Origin of the sequence: Mesorhizobium ciceri biovar biserrulae WSM1271 (genome assembly GCF_000185905.1) — a bacterium.
Classification (GTDB): domain Bacteria; phylum Pseudomonadota; class Alphaproteobacteria; order Rhizobiales; family Rhizobiaceae; genus Mesorhizobium; species Mesorhizobium ciceri.
Genome location: NC_014923.1, coordinates 391,812 through 408,081, shown reverse-complemented (window position 1 = coordinate 408,081; position 16,270 = coordinate 391,812). Strand labels below are relative to the sequence as shown.

14 protein-coding genes are annotated in these 16,270 nt (G+C 63.7%); 6 read left to right on the top strand and 8 right to left on the bottom strand.

Going from position 1 to position 16,270, the window contains the following annotated elements:
- The first annotated feature begins 22 nt into the window (after positions 1-22).
- Positions 23-904 carry a xanthine dehydrogenase accessory protein XdhC gene (xdhC, locus tag MESCI_RS01845; RefSeq protein ID WP_013528239.1) on the top strand — a complete coding sequence of 294 codons (882 nt, stop codon included), beginning with the start codon at positions 23-25 and terminating at the stop codon, positions 902-904.
- Between the two features lie 12 nt (positions 905-916).
- Here the strand turns inward: xdhC and MESCI_RS01840 are convergent, their stop codons facing one another.
- The 3 genes from MESCI_RS01840 to MESCI_RS01830 all read right to left on the bottom strand — a co-directional run bounded on the left by MESCI_RS01840 (position 917) and on the right by MESCI_RS01830 (position 4,216).
- Positions 917-2,167, bottom strand: coding sequence for an LLM class flavin-dependent oxidoreductase (locus MESCI_RS01840; RefSeq protein ID WP_013528238.1), 1,251 nt, complete (start codon positions 2,165-2,167; stop codon positions 917-919).
- Positions 2,164-3,171, bottom strand: coding sequence for an LLM class flavin-dependent oxidoreductase (locus MESCI_RS01835; protein WP_013528237.1), 1,008 nt, complete (start codon positions 3,169-3,171; stop codon positions 2,164-2,166). The genes MESCI_RS01840 and MESCI_RS01835 overlap by 4 nt, the downstream gene beginning before the upstream one ends.
- 124 nt (positions 3,172-3,295) lie before the next feature.
- A complete protein-coding gene (locus MESCI_RS01830) occupies positions 3,296-4,216 on the bottom strand; it encodes a LysR family transcriptional regulator (RefSeq protein ID WP_013528236.1) in 921 nt (306 codons plus the stop codon).
- 131 nt (positions 4,217-4,347) lie between these two features.
- Between MESCI_RS01830 and MESCI_RS01825 the strand changes: the two genes are divergently transcribed.
- The 4 genes from MESCI_RS01825 (at position 4,348) to MESCI_RS01810 (ending at position 8,842) form a co-directional block, all read left to right on the top strand.
- On the top strand, positions 4,348-5,565 hold the full coding sequence (locus MESCI_RS01825) for a urate hydroxylase PuuD (protein ID WP_013528235.1): 1,218 nt from the start codon (positions 4,348-4,350) through the stop codon (positions 5,563-5,565).
- A gap of 1 nt (position 5,566) precedes the next feature.
- Positions 5,567-6,883, top strand: a complete 1,317-nt coding sequence (gene guaD / locus MESCI_RS01820) for a guanine deaminase (RefSeq protein ID WP_013528234.1) — start codon at positions 5,567-5,569, stop codon at positions 6,881-6,883.
- 193 nt (positions 6,884-7,076) lie between these two features.
- The gene (locus MESCI_RS01815) at positions 7,077-7,580 is read left to right on the top strand and encodes a heme-degrading domain-containing protein (protein WP_013528233.1); all 504 of its coding nucleotides are present in this window, start codon (positions 7,077-7,079) and stop codon (positions 7,578-7,580) included.
- On the top strand, positions 7,577-8,842 hold the full coding sequence (locus MESCI_RS01810; protein ID WP_013528232.1) for a glycerate kinase type-2 family protein: 1,266 nt from the start codon (positions 7,577-7,579) through the stop codon (positions 8,840-8,842). Before MESCI_RS01815 ends, MESCI_RS01810 begins: the two co-directional genes overlap by 4 nt.
- Before the next feature lie 62 nt (positions 8,843-8,904).
- Here MESCI_RS01810 and MESCI_RS01805 read toward each other — a convergent pair whose 3' ends face one another.
- From MESCI_RS01805 to MESCI_RS01790, 4 genes are all read right to left on the bottom strand, one after another.
- Positions 8,905-10,362, bottom strand: a complete 1,458-nt coding sequence (locus MESCI_RS01805) for a UdgX family uracil-DNA binding protein (RefSeq protein WP_013528231.1) — start codon at positions 10,360-10,362, stop codon at positions 8,905-8,907.
- Positions 10,363-10,364: 2 nt separating this feature from the next.
- A complete protein-coding gene (locus MESCI_RS01800; RefSeq protein WP_013528230.1) occupies positions 10,365-11,600 on the bottom strand; it encodes a putative DNA modification/repair radical SAM protein in 1,236 nt (411 codons plus the stop codon).
- An 80-nt stretch (positions 11,601-11,680) separates the two neighbouring features.
- Positions 11,681-13,066, bottom strand: coding sequence for a glutamine synthetase family protein (locus MESCI_RS01795; RefSeq protein ID WP_164919993.1), 1,386 nt, complete (start codon positions 13,064-13,066; stop codon positions 11,681-11,683).
- Between the two features lie 32 nt (positions 13,067-13,098).
- Positions 13,099-14,478, bottom strand: a complete 1,380-nt coding sequence (locus tag MESCI_RS01790; RefSeq protein ID WP_013528228.1) for an aspartate aminotransferase family protein — start codon at positions 14,476-14,478, stop codon at positions 13,099-13,101.
- 155 nt (positions 14,479-14,633) lie between these two features.
- On the opposite strand from MESCI_RS01790, the gene MESCI_RS01785 reads away from it, so the two are divergent.
- The gene (locus tag MESCI_RS01785; protein WP_013528227.1) at positions 14,634-15,086 is read left to right on the top strand and encodes a hypothetical protein; all 453 of its coding nucleotides are present in this window, start codon (positions 14,634-14,636) and stop codon (positions 15,084-15,086) included.
- Positions 15,087-15,092: 6 nt separating this feature from the next.
- Here the strand turns inward: MESCI_RS01785 and MESCI_RS01780 are convergent, their stop codons facing one another.
- A complete protein-coding gene (locus MESCI_RS01780) occupies positions 15,093-16,067 on the bottom strand; it encodes a WD40 repeat domain-containing protein (RefSeq protein ID WP_013528226.1) in 975 nt (324 codons plus the stop codon).
- Positions 16,068-16,270 lie beyond the last annotated feature (203 nt).

Below are 16,270 nucleotides of genomic sequence, written 5' to 3'. Positions count from 1 at the left end.
TTCCCATTCGGGAACGTGAACCATGAACTCGAAAGTGCAAAGCCTGAAAGCCTTTCTCGCCAGCGCCGGTCGGGTTGCCCTGGTCGAAGTGGCCGGAACAAAAGGCTCGACGCCACGCGAGAAGGGCGCCTTCATGCTCGTCTCGCAGACGGCGATCTTTGGCACCATCGGCGGCGGTCAGCTCGAATATATAGCGATCGACAAGGCCAGGCAGATGTTGGGCAAAGAAGTCCGCATCGAGGTTGACGAAGTCTGCGCTATCCTAGACGTCCCGCTGGGTCCCGAGATCGGCCAATGCTGCGGCGGGCGCGTCGAAGTCTTGATCCGGCTCGTCGATGCTGCGCTTGCCGGCGACCTGGTTGCGGCCGCGGAAGCCGAGGAGGCGCACCTGCCGTACGTCTACATCTTCGGTGGCGGCCATGTCGGCCAGGCGCTGGCATCGGCGATCGCACTTCTTCCCGTGCACGGCGTCGTCATCGAGACGCGGGCCGAAGCACTGGAAGGCATGCCCGAAACCATCGAGACACGGCTGACATCTATGCCGGAAGCGGTGGTGCGGAATGCCCCCGCCGGCGCAGCCTTCGCCATCCTGACCCACGATCATGCGCTGGATTTCCTGATCGTCGCGGAAGCGCTGAAACGCGGTGACACCGCCTATGTCGGCATGATCGGCTCGAAGACCAAGAAAGCGACGTTCAGGACCTGGTTCCTGAAATCGGCGGACGGCAGCCAGGCCGAGTTTGCCCGTCTCGTCTCGCCAATTGGCGGCGACACCGTCAAGGACAAGCGCCCTCAGGTCATCGCGGCGCTGGCTGCGGCCGAGATCATGACGGCGCTGGTCAATCACAACGCAGCCTTAAATGCCGACCATCAAATTCCGCATGGCAGGGTGATGGCAGGCTAAGCTGCGCCGCAGCTAAACCGGCCGTTTCAAACCCAGATGGTCGCGCAGCGTGCGGCCCTGGTATTCCGTCCGGAACAGGCCGCGCCGCTGCAACTCCGGCACGACGAGCGTGGCAAAGGCATCGAGTTCCCCGGGGAAATATGAGGGCATGACGTTGAAACCGTCGGCCGCGCCACCCTCGAACCGCGCCTGCAGTTCGTCGGCGACTTGGGCCGCTGTGCCGACGATGCGCCAATGGCCCCGCGCGCCGGCAAAATGCCGGGCGAGCTGGCGGATGGAGAGGCCGTCGCGGCGCGATTGCTCGATGACCAGCGCTTGCCTGCTCTTCATCCCCTCGCTCTCCGGCAGTTCCGGCAGTGGCCCATCGATCGGATAGCGCCACAGATCGGAGATGCTGAGATAGCTGGACAGCAGCGCCACGCCGACATCGTCGGGGATCAGCTCCTGCAATTCCTCGTATTTTTCACGGGCCTCCGCTTCGGTCTCCGCCACCACCGGTGCGACGCCCGGCATGATCTTGATGTCGTCCGGCTCGCGCCCGTAGGCCGGCAGACGTCCTTTGAGATCGTCATAGAAGGCCTTGGCTTCCTCGAAGGTCTGCGCCGCCGTGAACACCACATCGGCGGTGCGGGCGGCAAGGTCGCGGCCGACATCCGAGGCGCCGGCCTGAACCATCACCGGCGCGCCCTGCGGCGAGCGCGGCAGGTCGAGCGGATCGCGAACCGAAAAGCTCTGGCCGTTATGGCCGGAAGCCTTGCCGTGCCACAAGCCGGTCACCACCCCGGCAAACTCGCGCGCCCGTTCGTAGCGGTCGGCATGGGGCTTGAGGCCCGTCGCGCCGAAATTGGCTGCTTCGATGGGGCTGGCCGAGGTGACCAGATTCCAGCCGGCCCGGCCGCCGCTCAGATGGTCGAGCGACAGGAAGGTTCGTGCCAGCCCATAAGGCTCGTTGTAGCTTGTCGACGCTGTCGAGACGAGGCCGATGCGGCTGGTCTGGACGGCGAGCGCCGAGAGCAGGCTGATCGGCTCGAAACCGATCGAGCGCGACGTCTGGCTGGCAATGCCGATATTGGCTTCACGCAGGCCGGCGGCGTCCTCGCAGAACACCATGTCGAACTTCGCCGCCTCCGCCGTGCGCGCCAGCTGGATGTAATGATCGATGTCTATGCCGGCGGTGACGTGCGCCTTGGGGTGGCGCCAGGCGGCGATGTGATGACCTGTCGCCCACAGAAAGGCGCCGAGCTTCATCTGGCGAGCGGTCATCGGTCACCTCCGCCGGCAAGCCCGAGATGCGAGCGCAACGTTTTTCCGCGATAGCTTTCTCGAACCAGGCCACGCCGCCGTAGTTCCGGCAGAACCAAGCCGACGAAATCGTCGAGCGCAGAAAGCTGTTCCGGCATCAGGATGTTGAACCCGTCGCAGCCTCTCGCCCGGAATTCCTTTTCCAGCCTCTCGGCGACGGCAGCCGGCTTACTATCGGCGATAAGCGCGACGTTCGTCAGCACTTTCACAGCATCCGGATCGCGTCCGCACGCCGTGACACGGCGCCTGATATCGTCATAGCGTTCGGTCGCGCCCTCCACCAGTCCGCCGTCCAGCAGGATGACATCGGCGGTGCTAGTGGCAATATCGAAGTCGGATTCCTGCAGGCCCGACAAGACGAGCACTGGCGTATCCTGCGGCGACCGGGCGACGTTCAGCGGTCCGCGCACGGAAAAGAATTCGCCCTTGTGCTCCAGCAGGTGCATCTTTTCGGGGTCGTGGAAGCGGCCGCCGCTCTGGTCGAACAGCAGGGCGTCCGCATCCCAGCCCTGCCACAGACCTTGCACGATGCCGATATATTCCTCACTGCGACGGCGGAAATCGTTAGGCGAAAATCCTTCGGGCCGGCTGAAATTGGCTGCTTCCCGTGGCGCTTGCGTCATGGTTGCGTTCCAGCCACTGCGGCCGTGGCTGATAACGTCGAGCGAAGCGAAACGGCGTGCCAGATTGTAGGGTTGGTGGGCACTTGTCGAGGCAGCGGCAACCAAGCCGATCCTGCTTGTGACAGTCGCCAGAGCGGCCAGCAAGGTCGTCGCTTCGAAGGGCATCCGTTTGTTCGCGGCTTCGCTTTCGGACGCTGGCGCGGCATCGGCAAGCAGCACCATGTCCAGCCCGGCTGCTTCAGCCTTTTGCACGAAACCAGCCAGGCGGCTGAATTCCAACCCAGTCTCGAGGGATGGATCGGCGAGCGAAACGGCAAGATGCATTGTGGCGCCGTTGTCCATCGAGGGTTCCCTATGAGATGAAATGCCACCCGAACTATGTTCGCCACATCCTGGGATGGCAACCGCCGGCGCTGGGCCAAACCGCCGCTCACCTACCGGCCAGTCCCTATTTGCCGGCCAGCCTTTATTTGCCAGCAAGCAGATCGTTGATCAGCCGCTGGCAGCGCTCGGCCATGAAGTCGAGCAGCAGCCGCACTTTTGGGTCCTGCAGCTTCTTGTGCGGATAGACGGCGGCGAACTGCACCGGTGTCGGTGGCGTGCTGGGCAGGATCACCTTCAGCCGCCGATCGCGGATGAATGGCTCGACCTCGAAGCGCGGCTTGTTGATGATGCCGCGGCCTGAAAGCGCCCAGCCGGTCAGCACGTCGCCATCGTCGGTGTCGTAGGGCCCGTGTACCTCGAATTTCTGCGGGCCGGTGGGGGTCTGCAGCGTCCACACATATTCGCGCGCGCCGGAATAACGCAGCATCAGGCAGTCGTGCTTCTTGCCGATCAGCTCCTGCGGCTCCAACGGTTCGCCGCGCGCTTCGAGATATTTCGGCGCCGCCACCAGCACGCGCTCGCATTCCATGATGCCGCGCATCCTGAGGCTGGAATCCTCGATGATGCCGAGCCGGAAGGCGACGTCGATGCCTTCCTTCATGATGTCGACATTGTGGTCCGAGAGCCTGAGCCGCACCTCGATATCAGGGTATTTGTCGTGGAAATCGGGGATGCCCGAAGCGACCAGCCGGCGGCCGAGGCCGAGCGGTGCCGTGACGCGGATGGTGCCGCGCGGCTGGCCGGAAAGGGCAGAGACCGCCGCTTCCGCCTCGGTGATTGCCTCCAGCACCTGCTTGGCGCCCCCGTAAAAAACCGTGCCATGCTCGGTCGGCATCAATTGCCGCGTGGTGCGGTTGAACAGCCGCACGCCAAGGTGCTTCTCCAGTTCCTTGATGCGGTTGGAAGCGACCGCCGGCGAAATGCGCATGTCGCGCCCGGCCGCCGACAGATTGCCGAGTTCAACGACGCGAACGAAGACGGCGATGTTGTCGAGATAGGCCATGCGGAGCACCTTCGCCGGTTTGCAGGATCAACCTAGTATTTTCCATTTTTTTTTGAAAGTCCTCGTGCGCCTCGCCTCTTTCCGTTTGCGCTCCAGCCCGTAAAGTCACCCAATCGGCAGGGACGATTTCAATGATGGATTTCGCGATTTTCTGGGATTGGCTGAGTTTTGCCGTGCGCTGGCTGCATGTCGTCACCGGCATCGCCTGGATCGGCTCGTCGTTCTATTTCGTCGCGCTTGATCTCGGCCTGCGCCAGCGTCCCGGCATGCCCGTCGGCGCCTTCGGCGAGGAATGGCAGGTGCATGGCGGCGGCTTTTATCACATCCAGAAATATCTGGTGGCGCCGGCCGAAATGCCGGAACACCTGACCTGGTTCAAATGGGAATCCTACGCCACCTGGCTTTCCGGCTTCGCCATGCTGTGCGTCGTCTATTATGCCGGAGCCGATCTGTTCCTGATCGATCCGAACGTGCTGCCGATGTCGGTGCCGGTCGGTATCCTGCTGTCGCTGGCAACGATCGGCGTAGGCTGGGTGGTCTACGATCTGCTGTGCCGCTCGCCGCTCGGAAAAAGCGACACCGGCCTGATGCTGGTGCTCTATTGCGTGCTGGTGTTCATCGCCTGGGGACTGACCCACCTGTTCACCGGCCGTGCCGCCTTCCTGCATCTGGGCGCCATCACCGCCACGATCATGTCGGCCAATGTCTTCATGGTCATCATCCCCAACCAGAAGATCGTCGTCGCCGACCTCATCGCCGGCCGCAAGCCCGACCCGAAATACGGCAAGATCGCCAAGCAGCGCTCTCTCCATAACAATTACCTGACGCTGCCGGTGCTGTTCCTGATGCTGTCGAACCACTATCCGCTGGCGTTCGGCACTGAGTTCAACTGGGTCATCGCCTCGCTGGTGTTCATCATCGGCGTGCTGATCCGGCACTTTTTCAACTCGGTCCATGCGCGCAAGGGCAATCCGACCTGGACCTGGATGGCGGCACTCGTCCTGTTCATCGTCATCATTTGGCTGTCGACCGCGCCGAAAGTGCTGACCGGCGAACCCAAGGAATCCGCGTCGGCGCAAGTCTATGTCGCTTCAGCGCATTTCCCGGCGGTGCGCGACACCGTGCTCGGCCGCTGTTCGATGTGCCACGCGGCGGAGCCGGTCTATGAGGGCATCTATCATGCGCCCAAGGGCGTGATGCTCGACACCGATGCGGATATCGCCAACCACGCCCGCGAAATCTATCTGCAGGCCGGCCGCAGCCACGCCATGCCGCCCGCCAACGTCTCTCAGATCACCGACAAGGAACGGGCGCTGCTGGTGGCCTGGTTCGAAGGCGCAGGGAAATAGCATGAATTCGACACTTCTGCGCGGCCGCACGCTGTCCTTTGTGCGCTGGCCGCAAACTCTCGAAGACCATTCCGCCTGGCGCTACGAGGAGGATGGCGGACTGCTGATCCGTGACGGCAGGATCGTCGCCGCGGGTACTTATGCCGATGTTGAAAAGCAAGCCGACGAGACGGTGAAAAGGATCGACCACCGGCCGCATCTGCTGCTGCCCGGCTTCATAGATGCCCATGCGCATTTTCCGCAGATGCAGATCATCGCCTCCTATGGCGCCGAACTGCTCGACTGGCTCAACACCTACACTTTTCCGGAAGAAACGAAGTTCGCCAACGCCCAGCACGGCCGCCGCATCGCGCGGCTGTTCCTCGACGAAATGGTGCGCCACGGCACCACGACGGTCGCCGCCTACTGCTCGGTGCACAAGGCCTCGGCCGAAGCCTTCTTCGCAGAATCGCATGACCGCAACATGCTCAACATCGCCGGCAAGGTGATGATGGATCGCAATGCGCCCGACGGCGTGCTCGACACCCCGCAATCCGGCTATGACGACACAAAGGCGCTGATCAAGGAGTGGCACGGCAAGGGCCGCCAGCACTACGCCATCACGCCGCGCTTCGCCATCACCTCGTCGCCGGAGCAGATGGAGATGGCGGGCGTGTTGTGCCGCGAACATCCCGGCCTGCACATGCAGACGCATCTGTCGGAAAACCACGCCGAGATCGCTTTCACGCAGGAACTCTACCCGTGGGCGCGCGACTACACCGACGTCTACGAGCATTACGGGCTGTTAGGCAAAAAGAGCCTGTTCGGCCACTGCATCCATTTGTCGGAGCGCGAAGCGGATGCGCTTTCGGACTCGGGCTCGGTGGCGGTGTTCTGCCCGACCTCGAACCTTTTCCTCGGCTCCGGCCTCTTCGATTATCAGCGCTTTCGCCGACGCGACAAGCCGATCCGCATCGCCGCCGCCACCGATGTCGGCGGCGGCACCAACTACTCCATGCTGCGCACCATGGACGAAGGCTACAAGGTGATCGCGCTGAATGGCGAAAAGCTCAACCCGTTCCAGTCCTTCTGGCAGACGACGCGCGGCAATGCCGAGGCGCTGTCGGTGGTGGAAAAGATAGGCACGTTGGACGCGGGCACCGACGCCGACATCGTCGTGCTGGACGCCAGGGCAACGCCGGGAATGCGACTCAGGATGGAGACGGTCGAGACGCTGGCGCAGGAACTCTTTCTCCTGCAGACGCTGGGCGACGACCGCTCCGTCCGCGAAGTTTATGTGGCGGGGCGGCCAGCCAAGGCTGACATGAGCGCGGGGTAAGACCCCCTCACCCGGATTGCCAACCGAATTGCGAAGGCAATTCGGGGCAATCCGGCCTCTCCCCGAGGGGAGAGGAGGAAGCCGAGGCCCGTGCTCGTCTCTTCTCCCCTCGGGAGAAGGTGGCCACGCCACGGAAGCTTGACCGAGCGGAGCTTGTCGTACACACGACGTGTGACGATTTCGGAGAAAGAAAATGGCCGTTGCTGACGACATCGCTCTGATCAAGAGACAGGAAGAGACCCTTGTCTTCGCGACCTTCGACGAGGCCGTCGCTTTCAAAATCGGCTCCGCCATTCGCGATCGTGCAATCGCCGAAGATCTACCCATCATAGTCGACATCAGGCTGTGGGACCGGCCGCTGTTCTACGCCGCGCTGCCGGGCTCGAACGCTTCCAATCCCGACTGGGCGCGGCGCAAGATCAATGTGGTCAAACGGTTCCTGAGAAGCACCTATCGCATGGTGTTGGAACAGCAGCGCCCCGACCGCACCTTCAAGATTGGTGAAGGGCTGGATATTGCCGACTACGTGCTGGCCGGCGGTGGCTTTCCGGTGACCGCCAAGGGCACCGGCGTCATTGGCGTCATCGCCGTTTCCGGACTGCCGGAGCGCGAGGATCACGGCGTCGTCGTCGATGCGCTGTGCGATCATTTGGGCGTCGACAAGCGCGGCTTGGCATTGCCTCGGGAAGGCGAATGACCGTGCTCGACCCCAAATTGTTCCTCGTCTCCATCTTCAACGCCGCCGTCGCCGCCGCCGATCCGGAACGAACCATCAGGGATCATCTGCCGGCCAAGCCCAAGGGCCGTACCATCGTCATCGGCGCGGGCAAAGGCTCGGCGCAAATGGCGGCAGCCTTCGAGAAAGTGTGGGACGCCCCCATCGAAGGGCTGGTCGTCACCCGCTATGGCTATGGCGCGACCTGCGAGCGCATCGAGATCATCGAGGCGGCGCACCCGGTGCCGGACGCTGCCGGCCTTGAAGCCTCGCGCCGGCTGCTGGCGAAGGTGCAAGGGCTGACGGCGGACGATCTGGTGGTGGCGCTGATTTCCGGCGGCGGCTCGGCGCTGTTGCCGTCGCCGGCCGGCAGCTTGACGCTGGCCGACGAGATCGCCGTCAATGAGGCGCTGCTCGCCTCGGGTGCGCCGATCGCGGCGATGAACACTATCCGCAAGCACCTTTCCACCATCAAGGGCGGCAGGCTGGCGGCGGCCGCATGGCCGGCCAGGGTGGTGTCGCTGATCGTCTCCGATATTCCCGGCGATAATCCGGCAATGGTCGCCTCCGGCCCAACCGTACCGGATACAGGCAGCCGCGCCGACGCGCTGGCCTCGATATCGGCCTATGGCATGAAACTGCCGGCCTCGGTGATGGCGCATATCAATTCGCCGGCCGCCGATGCGCCAAGCCCGGATGACGAGCGCTTTTTGCGCAACGAGGTGCATCTGATCGCTTCGGCCGGGGTATCGCTGGAAGCCGCCGTTGCGGAAGCGAAACGGCAAGGCGTCGAGGCGGTTATCCTCTCCGATGCCATCGAAGGCGAGGCGCGCGAGGTTGGCGGTGTCCACGCCGCGATCGCGCGTGAAGTGGCGACGCGCAACAGGCCTTTCTCGAGGCCGGTGCTGATCCTGTCGGGCGGCGAGACAACCGTGACGCTGCGCGCAAAAGGCAAGGGCGGCCGCAATTCGGAATTCCTGCTCGCCTTCGCCATCGGCATCAATGGCGTCGACGGTATCAATGCGCTGGCCGCCGACACTGACGGCATCGACGGTTCGGAAGACAATGCCGGTGCCTTTGCCGATGCTTCGACCGTGTCGCGCATGCGCGCTGCCGGGGTGGACGCCAAGGCTATGCTTGCCGGCAACAATGCCTGGACGGCCTTCAACGCGGTTGACGATCTCTTCGTACCCGGCCCGACCGGTACGAATGTCAACGATCTCAGGGCAATTCTGATCAGATAGCTGCAGCAATTCCAGGAAAACCGTGAAGCGGTTTTCCGTCCGGAATCGCGCAAAACAGACAATCAGGCGGCCATCAGCCGCTTCACCAGCTTCATGTCCTGCAGGAACCGTTCGCGTTCAGCCTCCTTGTCCGCGGGTTCGCGGATGCGCAGGATGAAGGAGGGATGGATGGTGATGAACACGCGCAATCCGTCCTCGCGCTCGATCACTTGTCCGCGCATCTTTGTCACCGGAATCGCCTTGCCGAGCAGCGACATCGCCGCTGTCGCGCCGAGTGCCACGGCGAGGTTCGGCTTGATCAGCTCGAATTCTTGGTCGATCCACCAGCGGCAGGCCTGAATCTCACCGGAATTCGGTTTGGAGTGGATGCGGCGCTTGCCGCGCGGCTCGAACTTGAAGTGCTTGACCGCGTTGGTGACATAGACCTTTTGCCGGTCGACACCGGCATCGTCCAGGATCGCATCGAACACCTTGCCGGCCGGACCCACGAAAGGTTTGCCGGCGAGGTCCTCCTGATCCCCCGGCTGTTCGCCGACGAAGATCACCTTGGCATTGTCAGGGCCTTCACCGAAGACGGTCTGCGTCGCGTCGCGCCACAGCGGGCAGCGGCGGCAGCCTTTCGCTGCCTCGCGCAATTCCGGAATCGTGCTTGCATCATCTTCCGGTGCTTCGACGGGCTGCTTCGGCCAATGCCGTGCCTGCACCTTTGCGTGGTGCGGCGCGGGTGTTGTCGGCATCTTCGCAATCATGTCCTTGGCGGCCTTGTCCGCTCCTGCGATCATGTCTGGAATGAGCGAGGCCTCGGGAAGGTTCCGCCAATATTTCTTCGGCATCTCCTTCTGCATGGCTTTCACCTTCAATCGCGCCGGGTTGAAGATGTTCTCGAAATAGGTGCGCCAGAGCGCCTCGGTATCGTCCTGATCAGGCGCATCGCCCTTGGCCGCGCCCGGCCCGATCGCCAGCCTTTCGCCATCCCAGTCGGCAGAGGCATAAGGGGTCAGGATCGTCCAGCGCATGCCGGTGAAACGTCTGACGAAGAAATCGGCGTTGCGCTCGACGATGAAATGATCCGGCTCGAACCAGGCGACATAGCGCTCATCGGCACCGTCGCCGATTTTCCGGAAACGTACGAAGGCGTGCATCTTGTGGCTGTCGCGCCGCACCGCCTTCTCCATGGCCTCGAGCCGCCTGGTGTCGGAATCCGACGCGATTTCCAGCAGTTTAGCTTCGTCGCGCAATCGCCACAGCATTCGGTAGAGAAAGGCAAACCGGCCGGGATCGGAATGGCAGAACGCCGTTTCGGCATGCCCGAGGAAGTCGCGCGGCACGACGAGTTGCGCGCCCGCAGGCACTTCAGGCAATTGTGCCTGATCAGAGCCCGGCGCGACATGCCAGTCGACGTCCTCGGGCCTGACCTCATTCAAGGCCAGCCGCCGTGCCGCGTCACGCCAGCCCGCAAAATCCGTCTCGCTGTCGAGCCGAATTCTGTATCTGGCGAGATCGAGTTCCGCCGGCCGCATGATCAGAACAACGACAACTGTTCGCAGGAGGAGGCAATCTTTTCGCGCAGGCCGGCCTTGTCGGTCAGCGCGCCAGGTGACCAGCCTTCGGCGATGATGAAGGGCCTGAGCTTGGCGATCGACTGGCAGATCCGTCCGACGTCCTCGAGCCGCATGCGCCGGTGCCGACGCGTCTCCAAAATCTTCGCCACCACCTTGGTGCCGAGACCCGGCACCCGCAGCAGCGCTTCGCGGTCGGCGCGATTGATGTCGACGGGAAACTGCCCCCGGTTGCGCAGTGCCCAGCCCAGCTTCGGGTCGATGGCGAGATCGAGCATGCCGTCGCTGCTGCCGGCGAGGATTTCCGGTTGCGAAAAGCCGTAAAACCGCATCAGCCAGTCGGCCTGATAAAGCCGGTGCTCACGCATCAGCGGCGGCTTCTGCAGGGGCAGCGACGACGACGAATCCGGAATCGGACTGAAGGCCGAGTAATAGACCCGCCGCAGATGGTAGCTGCCATAGAGCCGGGCGCTCGTGTGCAATATGCCGTCGTCGGATGTCTTGTCGGCGCCGATGATCATCTGCGTCGACTGGCCGCCCGGCGCAAAGCGTTCGCGCTTTTTGGTCTTCAAAGTCGGCTCGGCCTTCTCCTCCATCTTCTGGCGCAGCCTGGCCATGGAAAGCCGGATTGTCTCCGGCTTCTTCTCGGGCGCCAGCCGCTTCACTCCCTCGTCGGTCGGCAGTTCGACATTGATCGACAGCCGGTCGGCATAGAGACCGGCCTGCTCGACCAGTTCGGCCGAGCTTTCCGGGATGGTTTTCAGGTGGATATAGCCGGAGAACTTCTCCTCCAGCCGCAGCCGGCGTGCCACTTCGACCATCTCGCCCATGGTCCCGTCCGGCGAGCGAACGACGCCCGAGGACAGGAACAGGCCTTCTATGTAGTTGCGCCGGTAGAAATCCATGGTCAGCTTCACCACCTCGTCGATGCCAAAGCGGGCTCGCCGCACGTTGGAAGACGAACGGTTGATGCAGTAGCTGCAATCATAGATGCAGAAATTGGTCAGCAGGATTTTCAGCAGCGAAATGCAGCGGCCGTCCGGCGCGTAGGAATGGCAGATGCCCATGCCCTCGGTGGAGCCGATGCCGCCTGATTCCAGCGAGTCCTTTTTCGCCGCACCCGACGAGGCGCAGGACGCATCGTATTTGGCGGCATCGGAGAGGACAGCCAGTTTTTCACGGACGGTGAGTGCGCTCATCCGTTCATGATATGTTCTTATCCGCCCTTATGCCACCTCATTTGATGGAAACGGCGAAAAAGTGATCGCCCGCCCGGCCCTCAGACTTCGTGCAGATAGAGGTGGTAATCCAGTTCGCTGACCGTGCGTGCCACGCGCAGGTATTCGGACTGTTTGATCGCCACGAAGGTCCGGTGCAGGTCCTCGCCGAGCGCGTTCTTCAGGAAGCTGGACGCCCGGGCCGATTCGATCGCGGCGCGCCAGTCGACAGGCATGGTTGTGCGCGTGACCGCTGCCTCATAGCCGTTGCCGGTCGTTTCGGGCCCCGGATCGAGCCCTTCATCCATGCCCTTGATGATGCCGGCGAGCACGGTTGCGGCGATCAGATAGGGGTTGGCGTCGACGCCCGACGGCCGGTGCTCGATGCGCCGGTTCTTGGCGTCGCCGGCCGGCACACGCAGCGCCACCGATCGGTTGTTGACGCCCCATGTCGGCGCCACCGGCGCATAGGATTGCGAGACGAAGCGCCGCCAGGAATTGGCGTGCGGCGCAAACACCAGCATCGATTCCGCCATGGTCTGGATGAGGCCGCCGAGCCCTTGCAGCAGCGGCAGCGACCAGCTCTCGCCGCCGGCTTCGGCAAAGACGTTTCGGCCGGCTCTGTCCTGCAGCGAAACATGGAAATGCATGCCCGAGCCGGCGTATTTCTCGATCGGCTTGGCCATGAAGCAGGCGATGACGCCGTGGCGGCGCGCCTGCGCCCGCACCAGCCGCTTCAGCATGACCAGGTCGTCGGCCGCCCGCATCACATCCTTGCGGTAGTTCAGCGTCAATTCGTACTGGCCGGGCGCATATTCGGAAATGACCGTCTCGGCCGGAATGCCTTGCGCCTTGGCTGCGGCATAGATGTCGGAGAACAGCGGCTCCATGCCGTGCAGATGGTCGACGGAATAGACTTCCGTCTTGCCCGAGACGCGGCCGTCGAGCACGGCGCGCGCCGGCTGCACCTTGCCGTCGGCATCGCGCTCATTGGCCAGCAGGAAGAATTCAAGTTCGAAGGCGCCGGCCGGATAGAGGCCCTTGGCCGCCAGGATGTCGACTTGCCGAGCCAACGCCAGCCGCGGATCCGACGACATCGGCCGGCCGTCGAGCATGTACATCGCCATCAGCAGCTGGCCACGCGGCGGGCTCGTGCCGTAGAGCGGCACCAGCGTACCGGGGATCGGCCATGCCCTGAGATCGCCGTCGCCGGTCGTCCAGATCAACCCGGTCTCGTGCACATCCTCGCCGGTGATGTCGAGGCCCAGGATCGAGATCGGCATATGGCGGCCGCCCTCGAAGATGCTCTTCAGCTCATGCCGGCGCACGATCTTGCCGCGGCCGACGCCATTGGCGTCGGTCAGCACGATATCGAAGGCTTCGATCTCGGGATGGGCGTCGAGAAAGGCTTGCGCCTCGGCGGATGTCGAGCCCGAAGGTGAGGTCATCATGGCATTGGGATGGTCCATCGCCGCTTGTCTCATGCCGCAAGCTTTGCCGCAACCGCGCCGAAGGCGGTGATCAGCCGGTTGACCTGGGTCGCAGTGGTCGCCGGCGAGATCAGCATCATGTTGTGGAAGGGTGCGATCAGCACGCCGCGATTGACCAGCGCGACATGGATGGCGGCCTCCAGTTCCGGCGCATGCGCCACTTCCGCCTCGGTGCCATTGCGCAGCGGACCGGGCGCGCAGATGAACTCGAGGCGGGCGCCGACACGGGAAACATGCCAGGGCAGGCGATAGCGATCGATCACGCCGGTCAACCCGGCATCGAGCCGCCGCGCCAGGTGATCCATGCGGTCATAATTTTCCGGCGTCATTACCTCTTCAAGCGCGGCGCGCATCGCTGCGAACTGCAGCGGGTTGGCCGAGAGCGTCGTGCCCATGCCGGAATAGCCCGGCTCCTTGGTCCTGTTGTAGTCCGCGTAGCGCGAGGCGACGTCGTCGCTCATGCCCCAGACACTGGCCGGCACGCCGCCGGCGATCGGCTTGCCCAGGACGAAGAAGTCCGGGTCGAGACCATATTTCCTCGTGTAGCCGCCGGGGCCGGTCGAGATCGTGTGCGTCTCGTCGATCAGAAGCAGTGTGCCGGCTTGGCGTGTCAGTTTGCGCAGGGCGTCATGGTAGCCCGGATCGGCAAGCACCATGCAGGAGTTGGTCAGCACCGGTTCGGCGATGACGCAGGCGACGTCCTTATCCCCAAGCGCGGCTTCGAGTGCAGAGATATCGTTGAACTCGATGACTTTGGCCGTACGGGTCAGGTCGCGGAATTCCCCCGCCAATCCCGGCCGGTTGACGGGCTTGCCGTCGATCAGCCGCACCATCGTCTCGTCGACCGAGCCATGGTAGCAGCCGTTGAAGACAAGGATCTTCTCCCGGCCGGTGACGGCTCGGGCGACGCGCAGCGCAAAGCGGTTGGCATCGGTCGCCGTCGTCGCGATCTGCCAGAACGGCAGGCCGAAGCGCTGCTGCAGCAGCGGCCCGATGGCCAGCGCGTCTTCCGAGGGCAGCATATAAGTCAGGCCGCGTCCGGCCTGGCGGCGGATGGCGCGCGCCACCGGCGGCGGCGAATGGCCGAACATCGAGCCGGTGTCGCCAAGGCAGAAATCATCGAGCTTGTTTCCGTCAATGTCGGTGATTGTGGCGCCCTTGGCGCTGTCGACCAGGATCGGAAACGGCGTCGGCCAGTCGTTCATCCAGTGCATCGGCACGCCGCCGAAGAAGCCGGGCAGGCCGTTGCCGACCTTTACCTGAGATTGCGGCCGCGCCTTGCGGAAGGTTGCCCCCTCGGTCTCGCGCAGATCGGCAATGCGGTCGCGGCCGATGCCGCCGATGGACGTCTTGGACATATCGCTGTGCATGAAAACCCCTCTGGTCGATTCCTCTTAGCCAATCCGTGTCTGCATCCGCAATTGGCCGCGCATCTGTCCTGCGTTGGCTCAGCCTTTGGCGGCGGCGCTTGACCGTGCTGCCGAAGTCGGCGCCAATATGAGCGGGAATTGAGGGGGGAGGGGTAATGAGGACAGTCATCTGTGTGGCGATGCACCTGTCGTCGGCGAGCGCGGCCTTCGCCTCGGGCGGCATCTGGTGCTCCACCGACGACACGGCGGCGACATTCGAGGTCGAGGCCGGCGTCACCAGAGGCATGGGCGGGCCGACCTTCAACTTTCGCGGCAACCTCGAAATTCTGAGCCGGCCTGCCAGCGACAGCCTGCGCAAGACCGTGTTTGAGGATTCCAACCTGACGCAGTACTGGCTCGACGGCAAGGAATTGCGGCTGAACATCTATCGTGAGCACGAGGCCGCGCAAAAGATCAACTCGGTCGAACTGACGATCCTGACCAGGACCAGCGACGAAGGCGTCTACGACGGGAGCTATACGCTCTCCATCTACGACGCCGCGGCGGATACGGACCAGGACGGCAAACCGGTTGAAATCAGCGGCAAAGTGTCGTGCGGAGCGGAGTGAGCGGGGTCAGGCCGTGATGTCGATGACGCCGCAGTCGCCTGCCGCGCTGCCAAAGGCGACGCGGCGTTCTTCCTTGTCCCACATCATCGAGGTGATGGCGCCCTTGCCCGGTCGCCGCAACAGCACTTCCTTGGCGTCGGCAAAACGCACCGCCATCACCATGCCGTCATCATAGCCGACGGCGACGACATCCTGGCTCGGGTGACAGGCGACAGCCGTCACCATGGCGTTGCCGCGCGTGCCGAGTTCCAGCGGTGCCTTGCCCATCGGCCCGTCCTTGCCGGAAAACGGCCAGACGATCGCCGCCGGCGCGCCGGAACTCGCCAGCCACTTGCCCTTCACGCTCCACGACAGGCTTTTGACCTTGCCGGGATAGCCGGTCATGCGCATGTGCTTGCCGTCGGCGAGCTTCCACCCGTGCAATGCGTTTTCTTGCATGGTGGTGACGAGGAAGGCGCCATCCGGCGAGAAGGTGATGCCGGTATGGGCGCCGGCCCATTCGAGTTCCACCGGCTTGCCCTCGGCGGCCGGGAAATGCAGCGTCGCGCCATTGTAGCGGGCGACGCCGAAGCGCATGCCCTTGGGCGAGAAGGCCAGCCCCTCCACCGAACGCGGATGGACGAATTCCCTGGTCTTGCCGTCGGCGAAGCGCACGAAGGCAGTCTTGCCTGAGGCATAGGCGATGGCGCCTTGCGGCCCGGCGGCAACGCTGGTGATCCACTTCCTGGCCGCGCTTGCCAATTCCGTGGCCTCGCCGCCCGTTTTCACGGCAAACACCTTGCCGTCCTCGCCGCCGGTGATCAGCCGGTCATTGGCCGCATCATGGAAGGCGGCGAGCAGCCCGTCATTGGCCTGAACCGTCTTGTGGCCATGGTCGAGCCGATGGATGGCGCCGTCGGCCATCGCGAAATGCGGCACGTCGCCGAGAAAGGCGGCGGCGATGCAATGGCCTTCGAGGTCTAGGGGGGCGACTGTGGGCATCAGGGAACCATTCCAATGAAGTTTGTTGCCATCCCCGGGAAGTCGCCAGCGCGGCCGGGTGTGGCGCCAACCTTCTCCCCTTGTGGGAGAAGGTGGATCGGCGCGCAGCGCCGAGACGGTTGAGGGGTGTTGGACGGATCGCCGTCGGTGCCCAGCTGGAGCACCCCTCATCCGACCGAGCTTCGCACGGCCACCTTCTCCCA

Bases quoted from the DNA above. Each gene is read 5' to 3' on its own strand.
- xdhC (WP_013528239.1), top strand. From the start codon at position 23: ATGAACTCGAAAGTGCAAAGCCTGAAAGCCTTTCTCGCCAGCGCCGGT.
- MESCI_RS01840 (WP_013528238.1), bottom strand. From the start codon at position 2,167: ATGACCGCTCGCCAGATGAAGCTCGGCGCCTTTCTGTGGGCGACAGGT.
- MESCI_RS01835 (WP_013528237.1), bottom strand. From the start codon at position 3,171: ATGGACAACGGCGCCACAATGCATCTTGCCGTTTCGCTCGCCGATCCA.
- MESCI_RS01830 (WP_013528236.1), bottom strand. From the start codon at position 4,216: ATGGCCTATCTCGACAACATCGCCGTCTTCGTTCGCGTCGTTGAACTC.
- MESCI_RS01825 (WP_013528235.1), top strand. From the start codon at position 4,348: ATGATGGATTTCGCGATTTTCTGGGATTGGCTGAGTTTTGCCGTGCGC.
- guaD (WP_013528234.1), top strand. From the start codon at position 5,567: ATGAATTCGACACTTCTGCGCGGCCGCACGCTGTCCTTTGTGCGCTGG.
- MESCI_RS01815 (WP_013528233.1), top strand. From the start codon at position 7,077: ATGGCCGTTGCTGACGACATCGCTCTGATCAAGAGACAGGAAGAGACC.
- MESCI_RS01810 (WP_013528232.1), top strand. From the start codon at position 7,577: ATGACCGTGCTCGACCCCAAATTGTTCCTCGTCTCCATCTTCAACGCC.
- MESCI_RS01805 (WP_013528231.1), bottom strand. From the start codon at position 10,362: ATGCGGCCGGCGGAACTCGATCTCGCCAGATACAGAATTCGGCTCGAC.
- MESCI_RS01800 (WP_013528230.1), bottom strand. From the start codon at position 11,600: ATGAGCGCACTCACCGTCCGTGAAAAACTGGCTGTCCTCTCCGATGCC.
- MESCI_RS01795 (WP_164919993.1), bottom strand. From the start codon at position 13,066: ATGACCTCACCTTCGGGCTCGACATCCGCCGAGGCGCAAGCCTTTCTC.
- MESCI_RS01790 (WP_013528228.1), bottom strand. From the start codon at position 14,478: ATGCACAGCGATATGTCCAAGACGTCCATCGGCGGCATCGGCCGCGAC.
- MESCI_RS01785 (WP_013528227.1), top strand. From the start codon at position 14,634: ATGAGGACAGTCATCTGTGTGGCGATGCACCTGTCGTCGGCGAGCGCG.
- MESCI_RS01780 (WP_013528226.1), bottom strand. From the start codon at position 16,067: ATGCCCACAGTCGCCCCCCTAGACCTCGAAGGCCATTGCATCGCCGCC.